Origin of the sequence: Pseudomonas sp. GV105, from assembly GCF_003058185.1 — a bacterium.
GTDB classification, from domain to species: domain Bacteria; phylum Pseudomonadota; class Gammaproteobacteria; order Pseudomonadales; family Pseudomonadaceae; genus Aquipseudomonas; species Aquipseudomonas veronii.
The window spans coordinates 42,209-65,154 of the sequence record NZ_QBUF01000003.1 but is presented as its reverse complement, the minus strand read 5'-3'; the positions used below and the strand labels follow the sequence as shown (position 1 = coordinate 65,154).

Annotated in this window: 21 protein-coding genes; 16 read left to right on the top strand and 5 right to left on the bottom strand. The window is 60.6% G+C overall.

From position 1 onward, the window contains the following. Nucleotides 1-73 precede the first annotated feature (73 nt). The 10 genes from C8K66_RS06505 (at nt 74) to C8K66_RS06460 (ending at nt 11,125) form a co-directional block, all read left to right on the top strand. On the top strand, nt 74-967 hold the full coding sequence (locus tag C8K66_RS06505) for a LysR family transcriptional regulator ArgP (protein ID WP_017847178.1): 894 nt from the start codon (nt 74-76) through the stop codon (nt 965-967). 52 nt (nt 968-1,019) lie between these two features. Further along, nucleotides 1,020-2,018 carry an NAD(P)-dependent oxidoreductase gene (locus C8K66_RS06500; RefSeq protein WP_046382282.1) on the top strand — a complete coding sequence of 333 codons (999 nt, stop codon included), beginning with the start codon at nt 1,020-1,022 and terminating at the stop codon, nt 2,016-2,018. Between the two features lie 127 nt (nt 2,019-2,145). Beyond that, nucleotides 2,146-2,991: a hypothetical protein gene (locus tag C8K66_RS06495; RefSeq protein WP_057004514.1), complete on the top strand. Its 846-nt coding sequence runs from the start codon at nt 2,146-2,148 to the stop codon at nt 2,989-2,991. Nucleotides 2,992-3,106: 115 nt separating this feature from the next. Continuing rightward, nucleotides 3,107-4,366: an AGE family epimerase/isomerase gene (locus C8K66_RS06490; RefSeq protein ID WP_108524472.1), complete on the top strand. Its 1,260-nt coding sequence runs from the start codon at nt 3,107-3,109 to the stop codon at nt 4,364-4,366. A 104-nt stretch (nt 4,367-4,470) separates the two neighbouring features. Beyond that, nucleotides 4,471-5,757 carry an ABC transporter substrate-binding protein gene (locus C8K66_RS06485; protein ID WP_017847182.1) on the top strand — a complete coding sequence of 429 codons (1,287 nt, stop codon included), beginning with the start codon at nt 4,471-4,473 and terminating at the stop codon, nt 5,755-5,757. Nucleotides 5,758-5,834: 77 nt separating this feature from the next. Beyond that, on the top strand, nt 5,835-6,743 hold the full coding sequence (locus tag C8K66_RS06480) for a carbohydrate ABC transporter permease (protein WP_003175732.1): 909 nt from the start codon (nt 5,835-5,837) through the stop codon (nt 6,741-6,743). After that, a complete protein-coding gene (locus C8K66_RS06475; RefSeq protein ID WP_046382285.1) occupies nt 6,736-7,581 on the top strand; it encodes a carbohydrate ABC transporter permease in 846 nt (281 codons plus the stop codon). Before C8K66_RS06480 ends, C8K66_RS06475 begins: the two co-directional genes overlap by 8 nt. Nucleotides 7,582-7,583: 2 nt before the next feature. Continuing rightward, nucleotides 7,584-8,744 (top strand): ABC transporter ATP-binding protein, encoded by a 1,161-nt coding sequence (locus C8K66_RS06470; RefSeq protein WP_046382286.1) that lies wholly within the window; start codon nt 7,584-7,586, stop codon nt 8,742-8,744. 86 nt (nt 8,745-8,830) lie between these two features. Then, nucleotides 8,831-10,177 carry a carbohydrate porin gene (locus C8K66_RS06465; RefSeq protein WP_017847186.1) on the top strand — a complete coding sequence of 449 codons (1,347 nt, stop codon included), beginning with the start codon at nt 8,831-8,833 and terminating at the stop codon, nt 10,175-10,177. A gap of 102 nt (nt 10,178-10,279) precedes the next feature. Further along, on the top strand, nt 10,280-11,125 hold the full coding sequence (locus C8K66_RS06460) for a D-hexose-6-phosphate mutarotase (RefSeq protein ID WP_057004511.1): 846 nt from the start codon (nt 10,280-10,282) through the stop codon (nt 11,123-11,125). Nucleotides 11,126-11,257: 132 nt separating this feature from the next. Here the strand turns inward: C8K66_RS06460 and C8K66_RS06455 are convergent, their stop codons facing one another. Further along, nucleotides 11,258-12,118: a MurR/RpiR family transcriptional regulator gene (locus C8K66_RS06455; protein WP_169850571.1), complete on the bottom strand. Its 861-nt coding sequence runs from the start codon at nt 12,116-12,118 to the stop codon at nt 11,258-11,260. 219 nt (nt 12,119-12,337) lie between these two features. Here C8K66_RS06455 and zwf point away from each other — a divergent pair, with 219 nt between their 5' ends. The 3 genes from zwf to C8K66_RS06440 are packed head-to-tail and all read left to right on the top strand — an operon-like array spanning nt 12,338 to nt 15,187. Next, nucleotides 12,338-13,804 (top strand): glucose-6-phosphate dehydrogenase, encoded by a 1,467-nt coding sequence (zwf, locus tag C8K66_RS06450; RefSeq protein ID WP_017847189.1) that lies wholly within the window; start codon nt 12,338-12,340, stop codon nt 13,802-13,804. Further along, nucleotides 13,791-14,504: a 6-phosphogluconolactonase gene (gene pgl, locus C8K66_RS06445; protein ID WP_046382287.1), complete on the top strand. Its 714-nt coding sequence runs from the start codon at nt 13,791-13,793 to the stop codon at nt 14,502-14,504. The genes zwf and pgl overlap by 14 nt, the downstream gene beginning before the upstream one ends. Before the next feature lie 17 nt (nt 14,505-14,521). Then, complete coding sequence (locus C8K66_RS06440) at nt 14,522-15,187, top strand: bifunctional 4-hydroxy-2-oxoglutarate aldolase/2-dehydro-3-deoxy-phosphogluconate aldolase (protein ID WP_017847191.1); 666 nt, start codon at nt 14,522-14,524, stop codon at nt 15,185-15,187. Between the two features lie 145 nt (nt 15,188-15,332). Here the strand turns inward: C8K66_RS06440 and C8K66_RS06435 are convergent, their stop codons facing one another. Both C8K66_RS06435 and C8K66_RS06430 read right to left on the bottom strand, forming a co-directional pair. Next, a complete protein-coding gene (locus C8K66_RS06435) occupies nt 15,333-16,508 on the bottom strand; it encodes an aminotransferase class V-fold PLP-dependent enzyme (RefSeq protein WP_108524471.1) in 1,176 nt (391 codons plus the stop codon). Between the two features lie 11 nt (nt 16,509-16,519). Then, the gene (locus C8K66_RS06430; RefSeq protein WP_003213031.1) at nt 16,520-16,756 is read right to left on the bottom strand and encodes a DUF3820 family protein; all 237 of its coding nucleotides are present in this window, start codon (nt 16,754-16,756) and stop codon (nt 16,520-16,522) included. Nucleotides 16,757-16,963: 207 nt separating this feature from the next. Between C8K66_RS06430 and C8K66_RS06425 the strand changes: the two genes are divergently transcribed. After that, a complete protein-coding gene (locus C8K66_RS06425) occupies nt 16,964-17,431 on the top strand; it encodes a PA2169 family four-helix-bundle protein (protein WP_017847193.1) in 468 nt (155 codons plus the stop codon). A 54-nt stretch (nt 17,432-17,485) separates the two neighbouring features. Here C8K66_RS06425 and C8K66_RS06420 read toward each other — a convergent pair whose 3' ends face one another. Both C8K66_RS06420 and C8K66_RS06415 read right to left on the bottom strand, forming a co-directional pair. Next, nucleotides 17,486-17,956 (bottom strand): MaoC family dehydratase, encoded by a 471-nt coding sequence (locus C8K66_RS06420; protein ID WP_017847194.1) that lies wholly within the window; start codon nt 17,954-17,956, stop codon nt 17,486-17,488. Between the two features lie 57 nt (nt 17,957-18,013). Beyond that, nucleotides 18,014-18,958, bottom strand: coding sequence for an alpha/beta hydrolase (locus C8K66_RS06415; RefSeq protein ID WP_046382289.1), 945 nt, complete (start codon nt 18,956-18,958; stop codon nt 18,014-18,016). Nucleotides 18,959-19,168: 210 nt separating this feature from the next. Between C8K66_RS06415 and fadD2 the strand changes: the two genes are divergently transcribed. Continuing rightward, nucleotides 19,169-20,857, top strand: coding sequence for a long-chain-fatty-acid--CoA ligase FadD2 (fadD2, locus tag C8K66_RS06410; RefSeq protein ID WP_108524470.1), 1,689 nt, complete (start codon nt 19,169-19,171; stop codon nt 20,855-20,857). A 383-nt stretch (nt 20,858-21,240) separates the two neighbouring features. Continuing rightward, a complete protein-coding gene (fadD1, locus tag C8K66_RS06405; RefSeq protein WP_057004507.1) occupies nt 21,241-22,932 on the top strand; it encodes a long-chain-fatty-acid--CoA ligase FadD1 in 1,692 nt (563 codons plus the stop codon). Nucleotides 22,933-22,946 lie beyond the last annotated feature (14 nt).

The following is a 22,946-nucleotide window of genomic DNA, read 5'->3' as shown; positions in this document are numbered from 1 at the left end:
CGATGCTGGCTATCTTCCCTGGCATGGCTGTATAAGAAAAACCAATATTGCTGATCGCTCATTAGAGAAACTGATGTTCGACTATAAATTGCTCTCCGCCCTGGCGGCGGTGGTGGAACAAGCCGGCTTCGAGCGCGGCGCCCAGGTGCTGGGGTTGTCGCAATCGGCGATCTCCCAGCGTATCAAGCTGCTGGAGGCACGGATCGGCCAGCCGGTGCTGGTGCGGGCCACACCGCCGACGCCGACCGATATCGGCCGGCGCCTGCTCAACCATGTGCAACAGGTACGGCTGCTGGAGCGCGACTTGCAAAGCCAGGTGCCGGCGCTGGATGAAGAAGGCATGCCCGAACGCCTGCGCATCGCGTTGAATGCCGACAGCCTCGCCACCTGGTGGGCCGAGGCCGTCAGCGACTTTTGCGCCGAGCAGCATTTGCTGCTGGACCTGGTGGTGGAAGACCAGACCGTCGGCCTCAAGCGCATGCGCGCCGGTGAAGTGGCGGCCTGTATCTGCGCCAGTGAACGCCCGGTGGCCGGGGCGCGCAGCCTGTTGCTGGGCGCCATGCGCTATCGGGCGCTGGCGAGTCCGGCGTTTATCGCACGGCACTTCCCCAACGGCGTGCGCGCCGATCAACTGGCGCGCACGCCGGCCTTGGTATTCGGCCCGGACGATTTCCTGCAACACCGCTACCTGGCCGCGCTCGGGGTGGACGGCGGTTTCGAGCACCATTTGTGCCCGTCGTCCGAAGGGTTTATCCGCTTGGCGGAAGCCGGGCTCGGTTGGGGCCTGGTGCCTGAACTGCAGGTCGGCGACCAGCTGCAAAGGGGCGTATTGGTCGAGTTATTGCCAGATAAGCCCATCGATGTGCCGCTGTACTGGCATCATTGGCGCAGTGGCGGGCAACTGTTGGGTTTGTTGACCGACCATCTGGCCCAGGCCTGTGGTCAATGGTTGGTGCCGTTGGACTGATGGCGGGCGTCAAGGCAACAGCGATGAAAAACGAAAGAACACGGAGTAATACATGAAGATTCTGGTCACCGGCGCAAGCGGCTTCATCGGCGGGCGCTTTGCGCGTTTCGCCCTGGAGCAGGGCCTGGACGTGCGGGTCAACGGGCGGCGCGCCGAAGGTGTGGAACACCTGGTACGGCGCGGTGCCGAGTTTATCCAGGGTGATTTGAATGATGCCGACCTTGTGCGCGAACTGTGCCGCGATGTCGAAGCCGTGGTGCATTGCGCCGGCGCTGTCGGGCTGTGGGGGCGCTATCAGGATTTCCATCAGGGCAATGTGCTGGTGACCGAGAACGTTGTCGAAGCCTGCCTCAAGCAACGGGTCGGGCGCCTGGTTCACTTGTCGTCGCCATCGATCTATTTCGACGGCCGCGACCACCTGGGGCTGACCGAAGACCAAGTGCCCAAGCGCTTCAAGCATCCTTATGCCGCCACCAAGTACCTGGCCGAGCAAAAGGTGTTCGGTGCCCAGGAATTCGGCCTCGAAGTCCTGGCCCTGCGCCCGCGTTTTGTCACCGGCGCCGGCGACATGAGCATCTTCCCGCGTCTGTTGAAAATGCAGCGCAAGAACCGCCTGGCCATCGTCGGCGACGGCCTGAACAAGGTCGACTTCACCAGCGTCCACAACCTCAACGAAGCGCTGCTCAGCAGTCTGCTCGCCACCGGCTCGGCGCTGGGCAAAGCCTACAACATCAGCAACGGCACCCCGGTGCCGGTGTGGGATGTGGTGAACTACGTGATGCGCCAGATGGACTTGCCCCAGGTGACGCGGTATCGGTCCTACGGTTTGTCCTACAGTATCGCCGCGTTGAACGAGGCATTCTGCGCGCTGTGGCCCGGGCGCCCGGAGCCGGCGTTGTCGCGCCTGGGCATGCAGGTGATGAACAAAGATTTCACCCTCGACATCAGCCGCGCAAGGCATTATCTCGACTATGACCCCAAGGTCAGCCTGTGGACCGCGCTCGACGAGTTCTGCAGCTGGTGGAAGGCCCAGGAACCGGGGCTGAAGTAAGCTCACAAGCAGCAACACATCGGGAACCGAATTCAGGGTTCCAGGTCGATCAGTGCGGTAGGACAGCGGTTTATACTGCCGCCGCTCGGCTTTTCAGATAGCTATCTCACCGATTCAGGGTTGATTCATGCGTAACGATGCCAACGACGATTTCGACAATGTTCCCAGCCTGCGGGCCGACTCCTTGGACGATGATGATTTCGTGCCGACCGCCGCCACCTCCGTGCGTTCGCGCAATACCCCTGTGGTCAAGGTCAAGAGTGCCAGTACCGGGCCGCTGTGGGCCTTGGTCGGCGCGCTGCTGATCGCCTTTGCCGGCCTGGCCTGGTGGAGCTTCCAGCAGATCTCCCTGATGGGCCAGCAACTGGTTGCCACCCAGGAAAGTTTTGCACGCATCAGCGAAGAAGCGGCGGGGCGCCTGCAGGATATTTCCGGCAAGTTCGTGGCCAATGAGGCCAGCGTGAACAACGGCAGCGAAGCGCTGAAACTGCAGATCAAGCAGCTGGAAACCCAGTTGCTGGAGCAGGGCAAGCAGCAAGTCGGCGTGGCCGGTCAGGCCACCGAACTGGATAAGCGCCTGGCCCAGATGACCGCCAGCACCACCGACCTGTCGAACGCCAACGCCAAGCTGCAAGGCCAGGTGCAGGCGTTGACCGACGCCGTGGCCAGCCTCAAGGCGGCACAAGGTGAGGCCGCCAAGCGCGATGCCGAGATCAGGGAACTGGTCGCCGACGTGGCGGCCCTGAAGAAACAGGGCAACCCGAGTGCAGCCATCGCCCGTCTTGAACAAGACCTGGTGGTGCTAAAGAGCGCGCAGGACAACCAGCCGGGCAATAGCGACGCGCCGACCAATAAAGAGTTCGATGTGTTCCGCATCCAGACCACCCGCAATATCACCACCTTGCAGAGCCAGGTGCAGAACCTGAACCAGCGCCTCAATGCGCCGGCCGCGGTCACGCCGATCGGTCAGTAAAGGGTTTGGGGGGAATGTCACCATCTGGTGACATTTCCCTGGTCCTTCGTTACATGTGCTCACCTCGCCCTTGTTTAGACTCCGGTCATCCCACAAACAATAATAAGGGCTCCCCATGACCACCCAACCACTGCCTGCCAGCAGTTGGCTGAACGCACCTGCCCACCACGCCTGGCTCGCCAGCGAAGGCCTGCGCCTGCTGTCATTCGCCAAGGCTTCGCGCCTGCCCGACGGGTTCGGCAACCTGGACGATAAAGGCCAGTTGCCGGCCGATGCCGTTGCCGAGACCATGAACACCGCGCGCATGACCCATAGCTTCGCCATGGCTCACGCGATGGGGTTGCCCGGTTATGCCGGGCTGGTCGAACATGGGGTGGCCGCCCTCAGCGGCGCGCTGCGCGATAACGCGCACGGTGGCTGGTTCGCCACGCCCCGTGCGGTGGATGGCAACCGCACCAAAGCTGCCTACCTGCACGCCTTTGTCGCCTTGGCCGCCAGTTCTGCGGTGGTCGCGGGCGCACCCGGCGCACAAGCCCTGTTGAACGACGCGATCCAGATCATCGAGCAGTTTTTCTGGAGCGAGGAGGAGGGCGTCATGCTCGAATCCTTTGCCCAGGACTGGAGCGGCGTCGAGGCCTATCGCGGCGCCAACAGCAACATGCACGCGACGGAAGCGTTCCTCGCCCTGGCCGACGTCACCGCCGACACACGCTGGCTGGACCGCGCGCTGCGCATCGTCGAGCGCGTGATCCACACCCACGCCGCCGGCAACCAGTTCATGGTGATCGAGCACTTCGACGCCCAGTGGACACCCTTGCGCGGTTACAACGAAGACAACCCCGCCGACGGCTTCCGCCCCTATGGCGTGACCCCCGGCCACGGCTTCGAGTGGGCGCGGTTGCTATTGCACCTGGAGGCTGCGCGCCTGCGGGCCGGGCTGGCCACGCCGGACTGGCTGGTGACCGACGCCAAAGGCCTGTTCGCCAGCGCCTGCGACAGCGCCTGGGCCGTGGATGGCGCCCCCGGCATCGTCTACACCCTGGACTGGAACCAGCGCCCGGTAGTGCGCGAACGCCTGCACTGGACCCACGCCGAAGCCAGCGCCGCCGCGCAGGCCTTGCTCAAACGCACCTTCGAGCCGCATTACGAAACCTGGTACCGGCGCTTCTGGGAGTTTTGCGACAGCCATTTCATCGACCGTACCCACGGCAGCTGGCACCACGAACTCAGCCCGCACAACCAGCCCAGCAGCAAGATCTGGGGCGGCAAACCGGACCTGTACCATGCCTGGCAAGCGGTCCTGCTGCCGGCGCTGCCGTTGGCGCCGAGCATGGCCAGTGCGTTGGGTTCCGGGTGCTATGTCACCAAGTGGTGACATTTGTGCATCCCTTTGTTACCTGCGCTTAAAAATTCCCTGTTTAAACTCCGTGCAGCGCAAGCTCCAGACTTGCATGCATAACAACAAGAAAAGGTACTCAGATGAACGCGATTAATCGCCTCGCCGTCGCTATTTCCATTGCCTCGTTGTTTCCCCTCAGTGCATTTGCCGCCGACTCGAAAGGGACGGTTGAAGTTGTGCATTGGTGGACCTCGGGCGGTGAAAAAGCGGCAGTAGATGTCCTGAAGGCCCAAGTTGAAAAAGACGGCTTCACCTGGAAAGACGGTGCTGTCGCAGGTGGCGGTGGCGCCACGGCCATGACCGTGCTGAAAAGCCGCGCGGTCGCCGGCAACCCACCCGGCGTAGCCCAGATCAAAGGCCCGGACATCCAGGAATGGGCATCCACCGGTCTGCTCGACACCGACGTCCTCAAAGACGTGGCCAAAGAAGAAAAATGGGACTCCCTGCTCGACAAGAAAGTCTCCGACACCGTGAAGTACGACGGTGACTACGTTGCCGTTCCGGTGAATATCCACCGCGTGAACTGGCTGTGGATCAACCCGGAAGTCTTCAAGAAAGCCGGTATCACCAAGAACCCGACCACCCTCGAAGAATTCTACGCCGCCGGCGACAAGCTCAAGGCCGCTGGCTTCATCGCGCTCGCCCATGGTGGCCAGCCTTGGCAGGACAGCACCGTGTTCGAAGCGGTCGTTCTGTCGGTGATGGGCGCCGATGGCTACAAGAAAGCCCTGGTTGACCTGGACAACGGCGCGCTGACTGGCCCGCAAATGGTCAAGGCGCTGACCGAGCTGAAGAAAGTCGCGACCTACATGGACGTCGACGGCAAAGGCCAGGACTGGAACCTCGAAGCCGGCAAAGTCATCAACGGCAAGGCCGGCATGCAGATCATGGGTGACTGGGCCAAGTCCGAGTGGACCGCCGCGAAGAAAGTCGCCGGCAAAGACTACGAGTGCGTAGCCTTCCCGGGCACCGACAAAGCCTTTACCTACAACATCGACTCCCTGGCGGTGTTCAAGCAGAAAGACAAAGGCACTGCAGCCGGTCAGCAGGACATCGCCAGAGTCGTGCTGGGTGAAAACTTCCAGAAAGTGTTCAGCATCAACAAGGGTTCGATCCCTGTGCGCAACGACATGCTGAACAAAATGGAATCCTACGGTTTCGACTCCTGCGCCCAGACCGCAGCCAAAGACTTCCTGGCTGACGCCAAGAGCGGCGGCCTGCAGCCAAGCATGGCGCACAACATGGCCACCACGCTGGCCGTGCAAGGTGCGTTCTTTGACGTCGTGACCAACTACATCAACGACCCGAAAGCCGATCCGGCCGACACCGCCAAGAAACTCGGCGCTGCGATCAAGTCGGCCAAGTAACGGTTGACCGGATGGGGGAGCCCTGGCCCCCATCCGGTACGTTCCTGTAGTCCTTTTCCTCTGTATTGGATTTTCCCATGAGTTCTGTTGCTGTGTTCAGCAAAGCCTCGCCGTTCGATGCCCTGCAGCGCTGGCTACCCAAACTGGTGCTGGCGCCAAGCATGTTCATCGTGTTGGTGGGCTTCTACGGTTACATCCTGTGGACGTTTGTGCTGTCGTTCACCACGTCGACGTTCCTGCCGAGCTACAAATGGGCGGGCCTTGCGCAGTACGAGCGGTTGTTCGACAACGATCGCTGGTGGGTCGCGAGCAAGAACCTGGCGCTGTTCGGCGGGATGTTCATCGGTATCACCCTGGTGATCGGCGTGACGCTGGCGATTTTCCTCGACCAGAAAATCCGTCGTGAAGGCTTTATCCGCACCATTTACCTGTACCCGATGGCGCTCTCGATGATCGTCACCGGTACGGCCTGGAAATGGCTGCTCAACCCGGGCATGGGCCTGGACAAACTTCTGCGGGACTGGGGCTGGGAAGGCTTCCGTCTCGACTGGCTGATCGACCCGGACCGCGTGGTCTACTGCCTGGTGATCGCTGCCGTGTGGCAAGCCTCCGGTTTCATCATGGCGATGTTCCTGGCCGGCCTGCGTGGCGTCGATCAATCGATCATCCGTGCCGCGCAGATCGACGGCGCAAGCCTGCCGCGCATCTACTGGAGCGTGGTGCTGCCGAGCCTGCGTCCGGTGTTCTTCAGTGCGGTGATGATCCTGGCGCACATCGCGATCAAGAGTTTCGACCTGGTGGCGGCGATGACCGCAGGCGGACCGGGCTACTCGTCCGACCTGCCGGCGATGTTCATGTACTCGTTCACCTTCAGTCGCGGCCAGATGGGCATGGGTTCGGCCAGTGCAATCCTGATGCTCGGTGCGATCCTCGCGATCATCGTGCCGTACCTGTACTCCGAGCTGAGGACCAAGCGTAATGACTAGTCTTGCCGCAAAACCTGCCATCAGCCTGAGCCGCATCGCGATCTACGCGGTGCTGATCTTAGCGGTGCTGCTGTACCTGGTGCCGCTGGTGGTGATGTTGCTCACCAGCTTCAAGACCCCGGAAGACATCAGCACCGGCAACCTGTTGAGCTGGCCGACCGTGGTCACCGGCATCGGCTGGGTCAAGGCCTGGGCCACGGTGGATGGCTACTTCTGGAACTCGATCAAGATCACCGTGCCGGCTGTGCTGATTTCCACCGCCATCGGTGCGTTGAACGGCTATGTGCTGTCGTTCTGGCGCTTCCGTGGTTCGCAATTGTTCTTCGGCCTGTTGCTGTTCGGCTGCTTCCTGCCGTTCCAGACCGTGCTGCTGCCCGCGTCGTTCACTCTCGGCAAGATGGGCCTGGCCAGCACCACCACCGGCCTGGTGTTTATCCATGTGGTCTACGGCCTGGCGTTCACTACGCTGTTTTTCCGTAACTACTACGTAAGCATTCCGGATGCGTTGATCAAGGCGGCGCGCCTGGACGGTGCAGGTTTCTTCACCATCTTCCGTCTGATCATCCTGCCGATGTCGACCCCGATCATCATGGTCTGCCTGATCTGGCAGTTCACTCAGATCTGGAACGACTTCCTGTTCGGCGTGGTGTTCTCCAGCGGCGACTCGCAGCCCATCACGGTGGCGCTGAACAACCTGGTCAACACCAGCACCGGGGCCAAGGAATATAACGTGGATATGGCGGCGGCGATGATCGCCGGGCTGCCGACCCTGCTGGTCTATGTGATCGCAGGCAAGTATTTCGTGCGCGGCCTCACGGCCGGCGCGGTCAAGGGGTAATCATGGCTACGCTTGAACTTCGCAATGTAAACAAGACCTATGGCGCCGGCCTGCCCGACACCTTGAAGAACATCGAACTGTCGATCAAGGAAGGCGAGTTCCTGATCCTGGTCGGCCCGTCGGGGTGCGGCAAGTCCACGCTGATGAACTGCATCGCGGGCCTTGAGACCATCACCGGCGGCGCGATCATGATCGGCGACCAGGACGTCAGCGGCATGAGCCCCAAGGATCGCGACATCGCCATGGTGTTCCAGTCCTACGCGCTGTACCCGACCATGAGCGTGCGTGAAAACATCGAGTTCGGCCTGAAGATTCGCAAGATGCCCCAGGCCGATATCGACGCCGAAGTGGCGCGGGTGGCCAAGCTGCTGCAGATCGAACACCTGCTCAACCGCAAGCCGGGCCAACTCTCCGGCGGCCAGCAACAGCGCGTGGCCATGGGCCGGGCCCTGGCGCGTCGGCCGAAGATCTACCTGTTCGACGAACCGCTGTCCAACCTCGACGCCAAGCTGCGCGTCGAGATGCGTACCGAAATGAAGCTGATGCACCAGCGTCTGAAAACCACCACCGTCTACGTCACCCACGACCAGATCGAAGCGATGACCCTGGGCGACAAAGTGGCGGTGATGAAGGACGGCATCATCCAGCAGTTCGGCACGCCGAAAGAGATCTACAACGATCCGGCCAACCTGTTCGTGGCGAGCTTTATCGGTTCGCCGCCGATGAACTTCATTCCCCTGCGCCTGCAGCGCAAGGACGGCGGCCTGGTAGCGCTGCTCGACAGCGGCCAGGCGCGTTGCGAGCTGCCGCTGAGCATGAGCAACGCCGGCCTGGAAGACCGTGACGTGATCCTCGGCCTGCGCCCGGAGCAAATCGTGCTGGCGACGGGGGAGGGCAACGGTGCGTCGAGTATTCGTGCCGAAGTCCAGGTCACCGAGCCGACCGGCCCGGACACCCTGGTGTTCGTGCAACTCAATGACACCAAGGTCTGCTGCCGCCTGGCGCCCGATGTGGCGCCGCAGGTGGGCGAGACCCTGACCCTGCAATTCGATCCGGCCAAAGTGTTGCTGTTCGACGCCAAGACCGGCGAGCGCCTGGGCACCGCTGCGTCGCTGCCGGCACAGGATCGTGCCGACAACGTGGCCCAGTTCAAGGGTCGCTGAATTATGTAAGTTGTTGTTTTTATTAAAAAAATGTAACCCGCGTTAGATAAAAACAGTTTAATAACAATAAAGACGAGGATGTAGGGATGAAAAAGCAACACAACAACACCCGGCTGATCTGCCAATTGTCAGCAGTGGCAGCCCTGGTCCTGTCCGCCAATGCGATGGCGGACGACGCGTTCAGTGCCGATTCCAAATGGATGACCGGCGATTGGGGCGGCGAGCGGACCAAGCTGATCGAGCAAGGTATCGATATCAAGGCTGACTACGTCGGCGAAGTCGGTGGCAACCTGAGCGGTGGCTACAACAACGACAAAACGGCGCGTTACGCTGACCAGTTCGGTCTGGGCGTGGCACTGGATCTGCAAAAGTTGTGGGGCTGGGATAACACCCAGGCCAAGATCCAGCTGACCAACCGTAACGGCCAGAACATCTCCAACGACCGTATCGGTGATCCGCGTGCCGGCACTTTGAGCTCGTCTCAAGAAGTGTACGGCCGTGGCCACATGGTGCGTCTGACCCAATTCTGGATTCAGCACCAGATGTTCGACAACAAGCTGGACGTGAAGCTCGGTTACTTCGGTGAAGGCGAAGACTTCAACACCTTCCCGTGCGACTTCCAGAACCTGTCGTTCTGCGGCTCTCAGGTCGGTAACTACGTCAGCACCTGGTACAACTGGCCGGTCGCCCAGGCCGCGATCCGCGTGAAGTACCACATCACGCCTGAGCTGTATGCGCAGATCGGTGCGTACAACCAGAACCCGTCGCAGTTGGAGCACGGCAACGGCTTCAAACTCAGCGGCAGTGGCACCAAGGGCACCGTGATCCCGGTGGAATTGGTCTGGTCGCCGAAGGTCAATAACCTGCCGGGCGAATACCGTGTGGGTTACTACAAGAGCGCCGCCGATGCCAGCGACGTCCGTGAAGACGTCAACGGCAACGATGCTGCCACCACCGGCGCGGCCTACCGTACCCACAGCAGCAAAAAAGGCTATTGGTTCGTTGCGCAACAGCAACTCACTACCCATAACGGCGACGCGTCCCGTGGTCTGAACATCGCGGCCAACGCCACGTTCCACGACAAGGACACCAACACCGTCGATAACTACCAGTCGATCATGTTGGTGTACAAAGGGCCTTTCGACGCGCGTCCAAAAGACGACGTGGGGATTGGCGCTGCTCGTCTGCACGTTAACGACGACGTGAAGAAAAACGCCGAACTGCTCAACGTCGCCAATGGCGTGAGCGACTACGACAACCCACTGTACGCGCCGCTGCGCAGCACCGAGTACAACTACGAAATCAACTACGGTTTCCACGTCACCAACTGGCTGACCGTGCGTCCCAACCTGCAATACGTCGTCCACCCGGGCGGCGTGGATAAAGTCGACAACGCGCTGGTGGCCGGTCTGAAAATTCAGTCGGTGTTCTAACGCTGTTGCGATAAGCTCCTTCTCTCTGTGCGCATTTGCGGGTAGCCATGGCTATCCGCTTTTTTTTGGATTGCACTGTGAAGATATTCAGGACCGTGGCACATGCATGAGCATCCGCTGCAACGCTTTTTCAAATCCCTGCGCGAGCGTCCGGTGTTCGCCTGGGAGCGCTTCCAGACGCGCGATGTGTTGGTGATCGACCATCCGTTGTGCCAGGCGGTATTCAGCCGCCAGGGCGCGCAATTGCTGCATTTTCAGCCCCGTGGGCAGAAACCCTGGTTGTGGTGCGCAGCCAAGTGGCCACAAGTCGGTGCCATTCGCGGCGGCGTGCCGGTGTGCTGGCCGTGGTATGGCCGGCATCCCAGCGAAAATGCGTGGCCGTCCCATGGCTGGGCGCGGCTGATCGATTGGAAACTGCTCGACAGCAACACCGACGACGACGGCGTGCGCCTGCACTGGCAGTTGCAGTTGTGCGACTGGCAGGTGGACTTGCACGCGCACCTGGGCGAAACCCTGGAGTTGCGCTTGTGTACCGAGCATCAGGATGAGCTGCCGTGCCAACTGAGCCATGCGTTGCACGCTTACTGGCGGATTGGCAATGTCGGTGAGATAGCGCTGTCTGGGCTCGACGGGGCGCTAGGTTATGACCAGCTCAATCGCCAGGCTTGCCAGCAGGAAGGCGAGTTGCGCGTGGAAGGCGGGTGTCAGCGCGTGTTCCAGCATGAGGGCGAGCTACACCTCAAGGACCACGCCTGGCAGCGCGAATTGTGCATCGACACCGGCGACAGCGCCGACACCGTGGTGTGGCACCCAGGCAGCCGGCCGTTGCTGGGGGTGAGCTTCAACGAGGCGTCGGGGTTTGTATGCGTCGAGTCGGCGATGGCCGGGGCCAGCCTGGCGCCGGGGGAGCGGGCGCATCTGAGTTTGCAGGCCAGGGCTGGGGTTTAACGCTGTTGCTGATACCGTCTTCGCGAGCCAGCCCGTTCCCACATTTGAAGCGTATTCCAAAGTAGGACTCGTCAAAATGTGGGAGCGGGCTGGCTCGCGAAGAGGTCGGGATTGCTGGAGGCGTTGTCTGCCTCAGTTGAACTCATCGCCAACCGGATACCGGCTGTCATTCAAGCTCTCTTTGATCTTGCGCAGGTGCGGCTGGAAGTCCACGCCACGGCGCAAGGTCATGCCGGTAGCCAGTACATCCAGCACCGTCAGTTGGATGATCCGCGAGGTCATCGGCATATAGATGTCGGTGTCTTCCGGCAGCGGAATGTTCAGGCTCACGGTGCTGACCTTGGCCAGCGGCGAGTTCTCGGCGGTCACACCCAGCACCGATGCGCCGTTTTCCCGGGCAATCCGCGCCACTTCCACCAGCTCGCGGGTACGCCCGGTGTAGGAGATGATCACGAACAGCTCGCCGGTGTGCGCCACCGAAGCAATCATGCGCTGCATCAGCACGTCGGCATGGGCGGTCACCGACAGGTTGAAGCGGAAAAACTTGTGCAACGCATCCATGGCCACCGGGGCCGACGCGCCGAGGCCGAAGAAGTGGATCTGGCGCGCCTGGATCAACAGGTCCACGGCCTTGCTGATCAGGTTCGGGTCGAGGGCCTGGCAGGCGCTGTCCAGAGAGGCAATGGCGCTGCCGAAGATCTTTTGGGTGTAGGCCTCGGGGTCATCATCGGCCTCCACCGCACGGCTGACATACGCCGCGCCGCTGGCCAGGCTTTGCGCCAGTTGCAATTTGAGTTCAGGGTAACCGCTGACGCCGAACGAACGGCAGAAACGGTTGACCGTCGGTTCACTGACCGAGGCGGCTTGGGCGAGGGCTGCGATCGAGAAGCGGGTCGCCTGCTGTGGGTTGAGCAGGATGACCTCGGCGACTTTTTTCTCGGCCTTGTTCAATTCTTCGAGGCGGTTCCGGATCTGTTCCAGAAGATTTCGCACGCGGTCCATACAGTGTTTCCTTGGGGCGACGATGCAAATAAAGGGTGGTCACCAATCGACGAGTGGCCCTTTGCGGTGGCCTATCCTACTTAGGGTAGCTGAACACCACCACTCGGAATGCGTATTTCGGGAAAATGTTGTGGTTATTACTACATTTTTCCTTGAGTGATGCCTTGAAAAAAGGTATTTGTAGCTTAACTTGATAAAAGAACAAACATCATGCCTTCGATAACGGTAGAACCCTGCACCTTTGCCCTGTTTGGCGCGTTGGGTGATCTGGCGCTGCGCAAGTTATTTCCTGCCCTCTATCAACTCGATGGTGCCGGGCTCTTGCACGACGACACGCGCATCCTGGCCCTGGCCCGCGAAGCCGGTTCCGAGCAACAGCACCTGGCGCATATTGAAACAGAACTGCGCAAATACGTCGGCAAGGAACTGGACGAAGCCATCGCCCAGCGTTTCCTGGCGCGCCTGACGTATGTTCACGTCGATTTCATGAACGCCGACGACTACGTGGTCCTGGCTGAAAAAGCCGGCACCGGGCAGCGCCTGATCGCCTACTTCGCCACGCCTGCGGCGGTGTACGGGGCGATCTGCGAAAACCTGTCCAAGGTCGGCCTGGCGGACAATACCCGCGTGGTGCTGGAAAAACCCATCGGCTCGGACCTGGAATCTTCGCGCAAGGTCAACGACGCTGTCGCACAGTTTTTCCCGGAAAACCGCACGTACCGCATCGACCATTATCTGGGCAAAGAAACCGTTCAGAACCTGATCGCCCTGCGTTTCGCCAACAGCCTGTTCGAGACCCAGTGGAACCAGAACTACATTTCCCACGTGGAAATCACCGTGGCCGAGCAGGTCGGCATCGAAGGCCGCTGGGGTTACTTCGACAAGGCCGGGCAGCTGCGGGACATGATCCAGAATCACCTGCTGCAGCTGCTGTGCCTGATTGCCATGGACCCGCCGGCCGACCTGTCCGCCGACAGCATCCGTGACGAGAAGGTCAAGGTGCTCAAGGCCCTGGCGCCGATCAGCCCGGACGGCCTGACCACCCAGGTGGTACGCGGCCAGTACATCGCCGGCTACAGCGCCGGCAAGCCGGTGCCGGGTTACCTGGAAGAAGAGAATTCCAACACCCAGAGCGATACCGAAACCTTCGTCGCCCTGCGCGCCGATATCCGCAACTGGCGCTGGGCCGGGGTGCCGTTCTACCTGCGCACCGGCAAGCGCATGCCGCAAAAGCTGTCGCAGATCGTCATCCACTTCAAGGAACCGTCCCACTACATCTTCGCCCCCGAGCAGCGCTTGCAGATCAGCAACAAACTGATCATCCGCCTGCAACCGGACGAAGGTATTTCCTTGCGCGTGATGACCAAGGAGCAGGGCCTGGACAAAGGCATGCAACTGCGCAGCGGTCCGCTGCAACTGAATTTTTCCGACACCTATCGCAGCGCGCGGATTCCCGATGCCTACGAGCGGTTGTTGCTGGAAGTAATGCGCGGCAATCAGAATCTGTTTGTTCGCAAAGATGAAATCGAAGCCGCGTGGAAGTGGTGTGACCAGTTGATCGCCGGGTGGAAAAAATCCGGTGATGCGCCCAAGCCGTATGCGGCGGGTTCCTGGGGGCCGATGAGCTCGATTGCACTGATCACGCGGGATGGGAGGTCGTGGTATGGCGATATCTGAATTGAAACTGCCTCAGGGCGTCACTGCCCATGAGTACCGTTCGCCGGCGTTGCTGGCCGATGGCCTGGCCAACGACGTGGCCGAACAACTGCGCGCGGCCATCAGTGCCCGTGGCGAAGCGACCCTGGTGGTGTCCGGCGGCCGTAGCCCCGTGGCGTTTTTCCAGAACCTGGCCAAGCAGGGTCTGGACTGGTCCAAGGTCACCGTCAGCCTGGCCGATGAGCGCTGGGTGCCGGTGGAGCACGTCGACAGCAATGCCGGCCTGTTGAAGAAGTACCTGTTGCAAGGCCCGGCAGCCAAGGCCAAGTTCCTCAGCCTGTACAGCGCCGCCGCCAATCTTGAAGATGCCGCCGAGCAGGCCGATCGCCTGCTGGCCGAACTGCCAGCCATTGATGTGCTGGTACTGGGCATGGGCGACGACGGCCACACCGCGTCGTTGTTCCCCAACAGTCCGAACCTGAGCGAAGCCCTGCAGGCCGACGGTACCCGCCGTTGCTGGCCGATGCTCGCGCCGACCGTACCACGCCAGCGCCTGACCATGAGTCGCGCGCTGCTGGCTACGGCGAACTACACCGTACTGTCGATTTCCGGCAGTTCGAAATTGACCACGTTGAGCGCCGCGCTGGCCAGCAACGACGTTGCTGCCATGCCGATTCGCGCATTTTTGCAACCTACATTAGAGATTTACTGGTGCCCATGAGCCAAGGATCAGCCGCTATGAAAAGCCCTCAATCGACCGTGTCCATGGCGGATAAAGTTGCCCTGATCGACAGCCTCTGCGCCAAGGCGCGGATCCTGCCGGTGATCACCATCGCCCGTGAACAAGACATCCTGCCACTGGCCGACGCCCTGGCAGCCGGTGGTTTGACCGCATTGGAAGTGACCCTGCGTTCCGAGTTCGGCCTCAAGGCCATTCAGGTCCTGCGCGAGCAACGCCCGGAGTTGTGTACCGGCGCCGGTACCGTGCTCGATCGGCATATGCTCGAAGCCGCGGAGGTTGCCGGCTCGCAATTTATCGTCACCCCCGGCATTACCCGCGACCTGCTTGAAGCTTCGGTCCACAGCCCGATCCCCCTGCTGCCGGGCATCAGCAATGCCTCCGGGATCATGGAAGGCTATAGCCTGGGTTATCGCCGCTTCAAACTGTTCCCGGCCGAAGTCAGCGGCGGCGTCGCAGCCATCAAAGCCCTGGGCGGCCCGTTTGGCGAAGTGAAATTCTGCCCGACCGGCGGCGTCGGCCCGGCCAATATCAAGAGCTACATGGCGTTGAAAAACGTGATGTGCGTGGGCGGTAGCTGGATGCTCGACCCGGAATGGGTCAAGAACGGCGACTGGGCGCGTATCCAGGAAGTCACCGCCGAGGCACTGGCGCTGCTGGACTGAGCTGATTCATCGAATCGTTGTTGCTGTGCTTAACGGCATTTTTGCGGTGCGCTTGGTCGGCGGACCGCTTTTTTTTTGCCTGCGCAAAACCTTGAGACCCACACATCTTCAAATGTGGAAGGGAGCAAGCCCCCTCCCACATTTTTCAGTCCGCGCTGAGTGCGGTGATGGCGTTGATCAGTGCATGGATGTCTGCGGTTGATGTCGCCAACCCCGGTGTCACCCGGATACAGGTGCCGAACGCCGCTCCACTGCGGGTAGTGGTAAACAGGTTGTAGTCCCTGAGCAGGCGGTCCGCCATCACCGGCTGATCCCGCCCGATGAACTTGAACGCCGTGATCCCGCAATACAGTCGCGGGTCATCCGAGGTCAGCACTTCAATCCCCGGTAATGGCCGCACCTGGCGTACCCACAGATCCCGCAGGTAATTCATCCGTGCGCCTTTGGCCGCGGCGCCCCCCAATGCGCGGTGTTCTTCGAACACCAACGGCAAGGTCATCAGCGCCGGGAAGTTCGGCGTGCTGTAGGGCGTGCGGGCGCGCACGTCGGTGATGGGGTAATGGAACTCACCCATGTCCGGGTCGATGTCGGCCAGGCGTTCGGTGGCTATATACAGAAAACCCAGGGTCAGCGGTGCGCCAATCCATTTGTGCAGGTTGAAACCGGCGAACGCGATACCCAGTTCAGCGAGGTTGAACTCGATCTGGCCAAGGGCGTGGGCGCCGTCGAGGATCACGTCGACAGCGTGTTCGCGAGCCGCTCTGGCAATGGCTTCGACCGGCATGACCAGGCCGGTGCGGTGGGTCACGTAGGTCAACGCCATCAGTTTCAGGCGAGGGTATTGGACGAAGGCATCGCGATAGCTCTGCAGCAAGCTATCGAAACTGGACGGGTGGGTGTGGGAAATTTCGATCACTTCCACCCCTCGGTAGCCGGCCAACCAGCGCATGGCGGCCTTGACCGTGTCGTATTCCAGGTCGCTGATCAGCACTTGGTCGCCCGGTTGCAAGCGGTTGTAGTTGCGGATCAGCGACTGCAAGGCTTCGGTGGCGTTACGGGTGAAGGCGACCGATTCGGGGTCGGCGTCGATCAGTTCGGCCAGTTGGCGGCGGATCTCGACGTTTTCGCCCTGCTCGAAACGCTGGCGCACATGCACCGCGTTACTGCGGTTGATAAACGCGACGTGCTCGAGGTACTGCGCTTGCACCACGCGGCTCATGCGCCCGAAGTAGCCGTTTTCCAGGTTGATCGGGCCTGGCTCCAGTGCATAGCGGTCGGCGATGGCCCGCCAGTGCGCTTCGTTGGCTGCATTGCATGGCATGGTGCGGGTTCCTAGTGACGAGGCGCGGGTTTGCCGTGTTTGGCGCGCAGTGGCTCCAGCAGTTCGGACAGGCCGTTGTGGTCGATTTCCTGCATCAAGGCCAGCAACCCGCCCAGCTCGCCGTGGGGGAAACCTTCGCGGGCGAACCAGTTCAGGTAGGGGCCGGGCAGGTCGGCGATGATCCGTCCCTTGTACTTGCCGAAGGGCATTTCGCGGGTGATCAGCAGTTCGAGTTTTTCGGGGTTCATGACGGCTCAGGCGTTTGCATCGAGGTCTTGGAAAATACAGGCATTCTGCATGAAGGCCAAATGACAGATCATGCAAATAACGCATGTACAGATCGTTCAATTATTTTTAACTTATTGAAATCTAAAGAAAAAGTTGTTTTTTAAAACCTGGCACGGGCGCTGCAATCATTAATGCAACCTTTCTCAACCCACATAAGGAATTGAAAAATGACTGATATCAATAAAGAGTCCATCTCCGTATTGAACGACCTGATCGAAACCAGCATCGACGGTCAAAAAGGTTTCAAAGAGTGCGCTGACGACATCAAGCATCCCGAACTCAAAGCGCTGTTTGCCAAGCGCTCCGCAGACTGCGCCACTGCCGCCGCCGAGCTGAAAACCGCTGTGCGTGCCCTGGGTGGCGACCCGGAACAGTCCGGCAGCGTGGCCGGCGCCCTGCACCGTGGCTGGGTCGATGTGAAGTCGATGGTCACCGGCAAAGACGAAGAGGCTGTGTTGAACGAAGCCGAGCGCGGTGAAGACCACGCCCTCAAGGCTTACAAAGCAGCGATCGAGAAGATCACCCAGCACAACCTGGTGGGCATTCGTGACTTGGTTGAGCGCCAGTACCACGGCGTACAACGCAACCACGATCAGGTGAAAGCCTTGCGTAACCAGGCTCGCGCTCAGTCGTGAGCCGTCGCTGAATAAAAAATCCCCGCCGATGCGGGGATTTTTTATGGGGACTGATCAGCCGATGGTGATGGCTGGCAGTTCGGTCAATGTCACGACCTGTTGCTTGCGTGGCGCGAGGATTTCCGCTTCGCCATCCACCACCAGCTCATCGCGCTGGTTGAATACGCGGGTGGCGATACGCACGCGGAACTTCGGCAGCTTTTCGAGGATTTCCAGACGCACGGTCAGGGTATCGCCGATTTTCACCGGTTTCTGGAAGCTCATCTGTTGGCCGATATAGATCGTGCCCGGCCCAGGCAGCTCACAGGCAACTGCCGCGCTGATCAGGGCGCCGCTGAACATGCCGTGGGCGATTCGCTCCTTGAACATGGTCGCCTTGGCAAATTCCGCATCCAGGTGTACCGGGTTGTGGTCGCCGGACATCGCGGCGAACAGTTGGATGTCACGCTCTTCGACGGTCTTGCTGTAGCTGGCGGTCTGGCCGACTTCGAGGGCTTCGTATGGGGTGTTGGTTACCTGGGTCATCTAAAGGTGCATCCTGTGGCTAATCGATAATTTAATTGGCTGATTTTAAACGAAAAATTATTCGCAGCGAGTCGGCCTGCGCGAGGTCAGGGCCTGGTCGAGCCACGTCAGCACATCCGCGGTGACTTCGTCGCGGTTGGTTTCGTTGAACAGTTCGTGACGCGCCTGCGGGTAGATATTCAGTTGCAGGTTCTGGCAGCCGGCTTCACGCAGGGCATGGGCCAGTCTTTTCAGACGCTTGCCTTCACTCACCGGATCACATTCGCCGCCGATCACCAGGATCGGCAAGCCCGGATCGATCTGCGCGAGATTGGACGCTTTGCTGATTTGCTGCAAGCCGCCCAGCAGGTCGATCCACAGTTGGTTGGTGCAGCGGAACCCGCAAAGCGGGTCGTGGCGGTAGCGGTCGACTTCGTCCGGGTCACGGCTGAGCCAGTCGAAAGCCGTGCGGTTGGGCTTGAACGCTTTGTTGAACGAGCCGAACGACAGGAACTCGATCAGCGCACTGCGGCCGCGCAAGCCCTGGCGCAGGCGTTCGGCACGGGCGATCAGCCGCGCGGCGCGGTACAGCGCCACCGGCTGGAAATTCGAACCGCTGAGAATCGCCCCATGCAGGCTGGCGCTGTGGTGCAGCAGGTAAGCCTGGGCGATATAGCTGCCCATGCTGTGGCCCAGCAAAATGATCGGCACTCCCGGCAACTGCTGGCCGATGTGCTGGTTGAGGCTGGCCAGGTCGCCCACCACCTTGTTCCAGCCGTCCCGCTCGGCGAACAGGCCCAGGGTGCCCTCGTCGGCGGTGCGACCGTGGCCGCGCTGGTCCAGGGCAACCACCCCGTAGCCCGCCCCACATAACGCTTGGGCCAGGCGCGCATAGCGACCGCCATGCTCGGCCATGCCGTGGGACACCATGATCAACGCCTTCGGCGGCGTGTCCGGCAGCCATTGATTGACGTACAGGCGGCTGTGGTCATTCGCGGTCAGCCAGAAGGTGGTGTGGTTCATGGCGCTTCCTTTGCTCGGGGTCATTGCAGTGTATAGCCCATCCTCGGCCAAGCGGCTGATCAGTACAGACCCTTGTAGGAAGATTCACGCTATCAATGACGCTATTGCCCGTATTTGCCTGTTTGGCCATAGCTGCTAACGTCCCCGAAGCTCCGCTTTTTATAGCAGCAGAAAAGCGGCCAGGCACATTCAGGTAAGAGGACAAGAATAATGCAACCTGATTTCTGGAATGACAAACGCGCGGCGGGCGTTCCCAACGAGATCGATCTGACCGCCTACAAGTCGGTGATTGAAGTCTTCGAGCGTTCCTGCAAGGCCTTTGCCGACCGCCCGGCGTTCAGCAACATGGGCGTCACCCTGACCTACGCCGAGCTTGAGCGCCAGAGTGCGGCGTTCGCCGGCTACCTGCAGCAGCACACCGACCTCAAGCCGGGCGATCGCATCGCGGTGCAGATGCCCAACGTGCTGCATTACCCGGTGGCGGTGTTCGGTGCGCTGCGCGCCGGGCTGATCGTGGTCAACACCAACCCGCTGTACACCCCGCGCGAGATGCGTCATCAGTTCAAGGACGCCGGCGTGCGCGGCCTGATCTACCTCAACCTGTTTGGTTCGCGGGTGCAGGACGTCTGCACCGACACCGAGATCGACTACCTGATCGAAGCCAGGATGGGCGACTTCATGCCAGCGGCCAAGGGCTGGCTGGTCAACACCCTCGTCGACAAAGTGAAGAAAATGGTCCCGGCCTATCACTTGCCGCGCGCGGTGTCGTTCAAGCGCGCCTTGCGCATGGGCGCAGGGCAGGGCGTGACGCGCCACCCGGTGAGCCTCGATGACGTCGCGGTGCTGCAATACACCGGCGGCACCACCGGCCTGGCCAAGGGCGCAATGCTCACCCATGGCAACCTGGTGGCGAACATGCAGCAGGTGCGCGCCTGCATGTCGCAGACCGGCGAGGATGGCCACCCGCTGATCAAGGAAGGCCAGGAGGTGATGATCGCGCCGCTGCCGCTGTACCACATCTATGCGTTCACCGCGAACTGCATGTGCATGATGGTTTCCGGCAACCACAACGTGTTGATCACCAACCCGCGTGACATCGCGGGCTTTATCAAGGAGCTGAAAAACTGGCGCTTCACCGGCTTGCTCGGGCTCAACACGTTGTTTGTGGCGTTGATGGACCATCCCGGCTTCAAGAGCCTGGACTTCTCCAGCCTTAAACTCACCAACTCCGGTGGCACGGCGCTGATCAAGGCCACCGCCGAACGTTGGGAGCAACTCACCGGTTGTGCGATCGGCGAAGGGTATGGCCTGACGGAAACGTCGCCGGTGGCCAGCACCAACCCGTATGGCAATCAGTCACGCCTGGGTACCGTAGGCATCCCGGTGCCGGGGACGGCGATGAAGGTGATCGATGATGAAGGCGCCGAGCAGCCCCTGGGCGAACGCGGCGAGCTGTGCATCAAGGGCCCGCAGGTGATGAAGGGCTACTGGCAGCAGCCGGCCGCCACCGCCGAGGCGCTGGACGCCGAGGGGTGGCTCAAGACCGGCGATATTGCCGTGATCGACGAAGATGGATTTGTACGCATCGTGGATCGCAAGAAGGATTTGATCATCGTCTCGGGTTTCAACGTTTACCCCAACGAGATCGAAGACGTAGTGATGGCTCACCCGGCGGTGGCCAACTGCGCGGTGATCGGCGTACCGGACGAGCGCACGGGGGAGGCGGTGAAGCTGTTTGTGGTGGCGCGTGCCGAAGGCGTGAGCCTTGAGGAGTTGAAGAACTACTGCAAGACCAACTTCACGGGGTACAAGGTGCCCAAGCACATCGTGTTGCGTGAGTCGTTGCCGATGACGCCGGTGGGCAAGATCCTGCGGCGTGAGTTGCGCGACATCGCCTGATGTGAAATGCAGTCGACAATGGGGGAGGGGGCTTGCCCCGATGGCAGTGAATCAGTCACCAGATGTGTTGGCTGATCCACTGCTATCGGGGGCAAGCCCCCTCCCACATTTGTCTGTGTTTATCCCGTTAAGCCCTGTTCTAGAGCCATTTTCAAGCGTATAGAATTTTTGCTCTAAAAATGACTATTAGTTATTCATGAGTCATGTTTATGACTGTAGGGCCCTCTTTTGGCTCTAGTCGGCCCTTGGCAAAGCTGCTACTCTCGGCGCGCTTTGTGACCTCTCGGCCTGCTTAAACGCGCCAGACTCACCTAAAAAACATACACCAATAATAATCGCATCAAATGCGATGATGAATTCGCGTCGCTGAGGAGTGGGCTTCCATGAACGTAGACTTTTGGAAGGATAAGTACCCCGCCGGGATTGCTGCAGACATCAATCCAGACGAGTATCCAAATATTCAGGCGGTACTGAAACAGTCCTGCCAGCGCTTCGCCAACAAACCGGCTTTCAGCAACCTGGGCAAGACAATCACCTATGGTGAGTTGTACGAATTGTCCGGCGCTTTCGCCGCGTACCTGCAACAGCATACCGATTTGAAGCCTGGCGATCGAATCGCCGTGCAACTGCCCAACGTCCTGCAATACCCGGTCGCCGTGTTCGGTGCCATCCGTGCCGGCCTGATCGTGGTCAACACCAACCCGCTGTACACCGCGCGGGAAATGGAACACCAATTCAACGACTCCGGGGCCAAGGCCCTGGTCTGTCTGGCCAACATGGCGCACCTGGCTGAAAAAGTCGTGCCCAAGACTGCCGTCAAACATGTGATCGTCACCGAAGTCGCCGACCTGCTGCCGCCGCTCAAGCGCCTGCTGATCAACAGCGTCATCAAGTACGTGAAGAAAATGGTCCCGGCCTATCACTTGCCCAAGGCGATCAAGTTCAACGACGTGCTGGCCAAGGGGCACGGCCAACCGGTCAATGATGTCAGCCCGGCCAGCGGCGACGTGGCGGTGCTGCAATACACCGGCGGCACCACCGGCGTGGCCAAGGGCGCGATGCTGACCCACCGCAACCTGGTGGCGAACATGCTGCAGTGCAAGGCGCTGATGGGCTCCAACCTCAATGAAGGCTGCGAGATCCTGATTACTCCGCTGCCGCTGTACCACATTTATGCGTTCACCTTTCATTGCATGGCGATGATGTTGATCGGCAACCACAACATCCTGATCAGCAACCCGCGCGACCTGCCGGCGATGGTCAAGGAGCTGTCGAAGTGGAAGTTCAGCGGCTTTGTCGGCCTGAACACGCTGTTCGTGGCGCTGTGCAACAACGAAGGCTTCCGCAAGCTGGACTTCTCTGCGCTGAAAGTCACCCTGTCCGGCGGCATGGCCCTGCAACTGGCCGCAGCTGAGCGCTGGAAGGCCGTGACCGGCTGCGACATCTGCGAAGGCTACGGCATGACCGAGACCAGCCCCGTGGCGACGGTCAACCCGATCCAGAAGATCCAGATCGGCACCATCGGCATTCCGGTGCCGTCGACCTTGTGCAAAGTCATCACCGATGACGGCGTCGAGCTGGGCCTGGGCGAGGTCGGCGAGTTGTGCGTCAAAGGCCCGCAAGTCATGAAGGGCTACTGGCAGCGCGAAGACGCCACCGCCGAGATCCTCGACAGCGAAGGTTGGTTGAAGACCGGTGACATCGCGATCATCCAGCCGGACGGCTACATGCGGATTGTCGACCGTAAAAAAGACATGATTCTGGTCTCCGGTTTCAACGTCTACCCCAACGAACTCGAAGACGTGCTGGCGACCCTGCCGGGCGTGCTGCAGTGCGCGGCCATTGGTGTGCCGGACGAGAAGTCCGGGGAACACATCAAGATCTTCATCGTGGTCAAGCCGGGCGCCACCCTGACCAAGGACCAGGTGATGGAGCATATGCGTGCCAACGTCACCGGCTACAAGGTGCCCAAGGCCGTGGAATTCCGCGATGCCTTGCCGACCACCAACGTGGGCAAGATCCTGCGTCGCGAATTGCGTGATGAAGAACTGAAGAAACTGGGCCTGAAAAAGTAAACCAGGCCCAAATG

Coding starts and splice junctions, on each gene's coding strand:
- C8K66_RS06505 (WP_017847178.1), top strand. CDS start 74: ATGTTCGACTATAAATTGCTCTCCGCCCTGGCGGCGGTGGTGGAACAA.
- C8K66_RS06500 (WP_046382282.1), top strand. CDS start 1,020: ATGAAGATTCTGGTCACCGGCGCAAGCGGCTTCATCGGCGGGCGCTTT.
- C8K66_RS06495 (WP_057004514.1), top strand. CDS start 2,146: ATGCGTAACGATGCCAACGACGATTTCGACAATGTTCCCAGCCTGCGG.
- C8K66_RS06490 (WP_108524472.1), top strand. CDS start 3,107: ATGACCACCCAACCACTGCCTGCCAGCAGTTGGCTGAACGCACCTGCC.
- C8K66_RS06485 (WP_017847182.1), top strand. CDS start 4,471: ATGAACGCGATTAATCGCCTCGCCGTCGCTATTTCCATTGCCTCGTTG.
- C8K66_RS06480 (WP_003175732.1), top strand. CDS start 5,835: ATGAGTTCTGTTGCTGTGTTCAGCAAAGCCTCGCCGTTCGATGCCCTG.
- C8K66_RS06475 (WP_046382285.1), top strand. CDS start 6,736: ATGACTAGTCTTGCCGCAAAACCTGCCATCAGCCTGAGCCGCATCGCG.
- C8K66_RS06470 (WP_046382286.1), top strand. CDS start 7,584: ATGGCTACGCTTGAACTTCGCAATGTAAACAAGACCTATGGCGCCGGC.
- C8K66_RS06465 (WP_017847186.1), top strand. CDS start 8,831: ATGAAAAAGCAACACAACAACACCCGGCTGATCTGCCAATTGTCAGCA.
- C8K66_RS06460 (WP_057004511.1), top strand. CDS start 10,280: ATGCATGAGCATCCGCTGCAACGCTTTTTCAAATCCCTGCGCGAGCGT.
- zwf (WP_017847189.1), top strand. CDS start 12,338: ATGCCTTCGATAACGGTAGAACCCTGCACCTTTGCCCTGTTTGGCGCG.
- pgl (WP_046382287.1), top strand. CDS start 13,791: ATGGCGATATCTGAATTGAAACTGCCTCAGGGCGTCACTGCCCATGAG.
- C8K66_RS06440 (WP_017847191.1), top strand. CDS start 14,522: ATGAAAAGCCCTCAATCGACCGTGTCCATGGCGGATAAAGTTGCCCTG.
- C8K66_RS06435 (WP_108524471.1), bottom strand. CDS start 16,508: ATGCCATGCAATGCAGCCAACGAAGCGCACTGGCGGGCCATCGCCGAC.
- C8K66_RS06430 (WP_003213031.1), bottom strand. CDS start 16,756: ATGAACCCCGAAAAACTCGAACTGCTGATCACCCGCGAAATGCCCTTC.
- C8K66_RS06425 (WP_017847193.1), top strand. CDS start 16,964: ATGACTGATATCAATAAAGAGTCCATCTCCGTATTGAACGACCTGATC.
- C8K66_RS06420 (WP_017847194.1), bottom strand. CDS start 17,956: ATGACCCAGGTAACCAACACCCCATACGAAGCCCTCGAAGTCGGCCAG.
- C8K66_RS06415 (WP_046382289.1), bottom strand. CDS start 18,958: ATGAACCACACCACCTTCTGGCTGACCGCGAATGACCACAGCCGCCTG.
- fadD2 (WP_108524470.1), top strand. CDS start 19,169: ATGCAACCTGATTTCTGGAATGACAAACGCGCGGCGGGCGTTCCCAAC.
- fadD1 (WP_057004507.1), top strand. CDS start 21,241: ATGAACGTAGACTTTTGGAAGGATAAGTACCCCGCCGGGATTGCTGCA.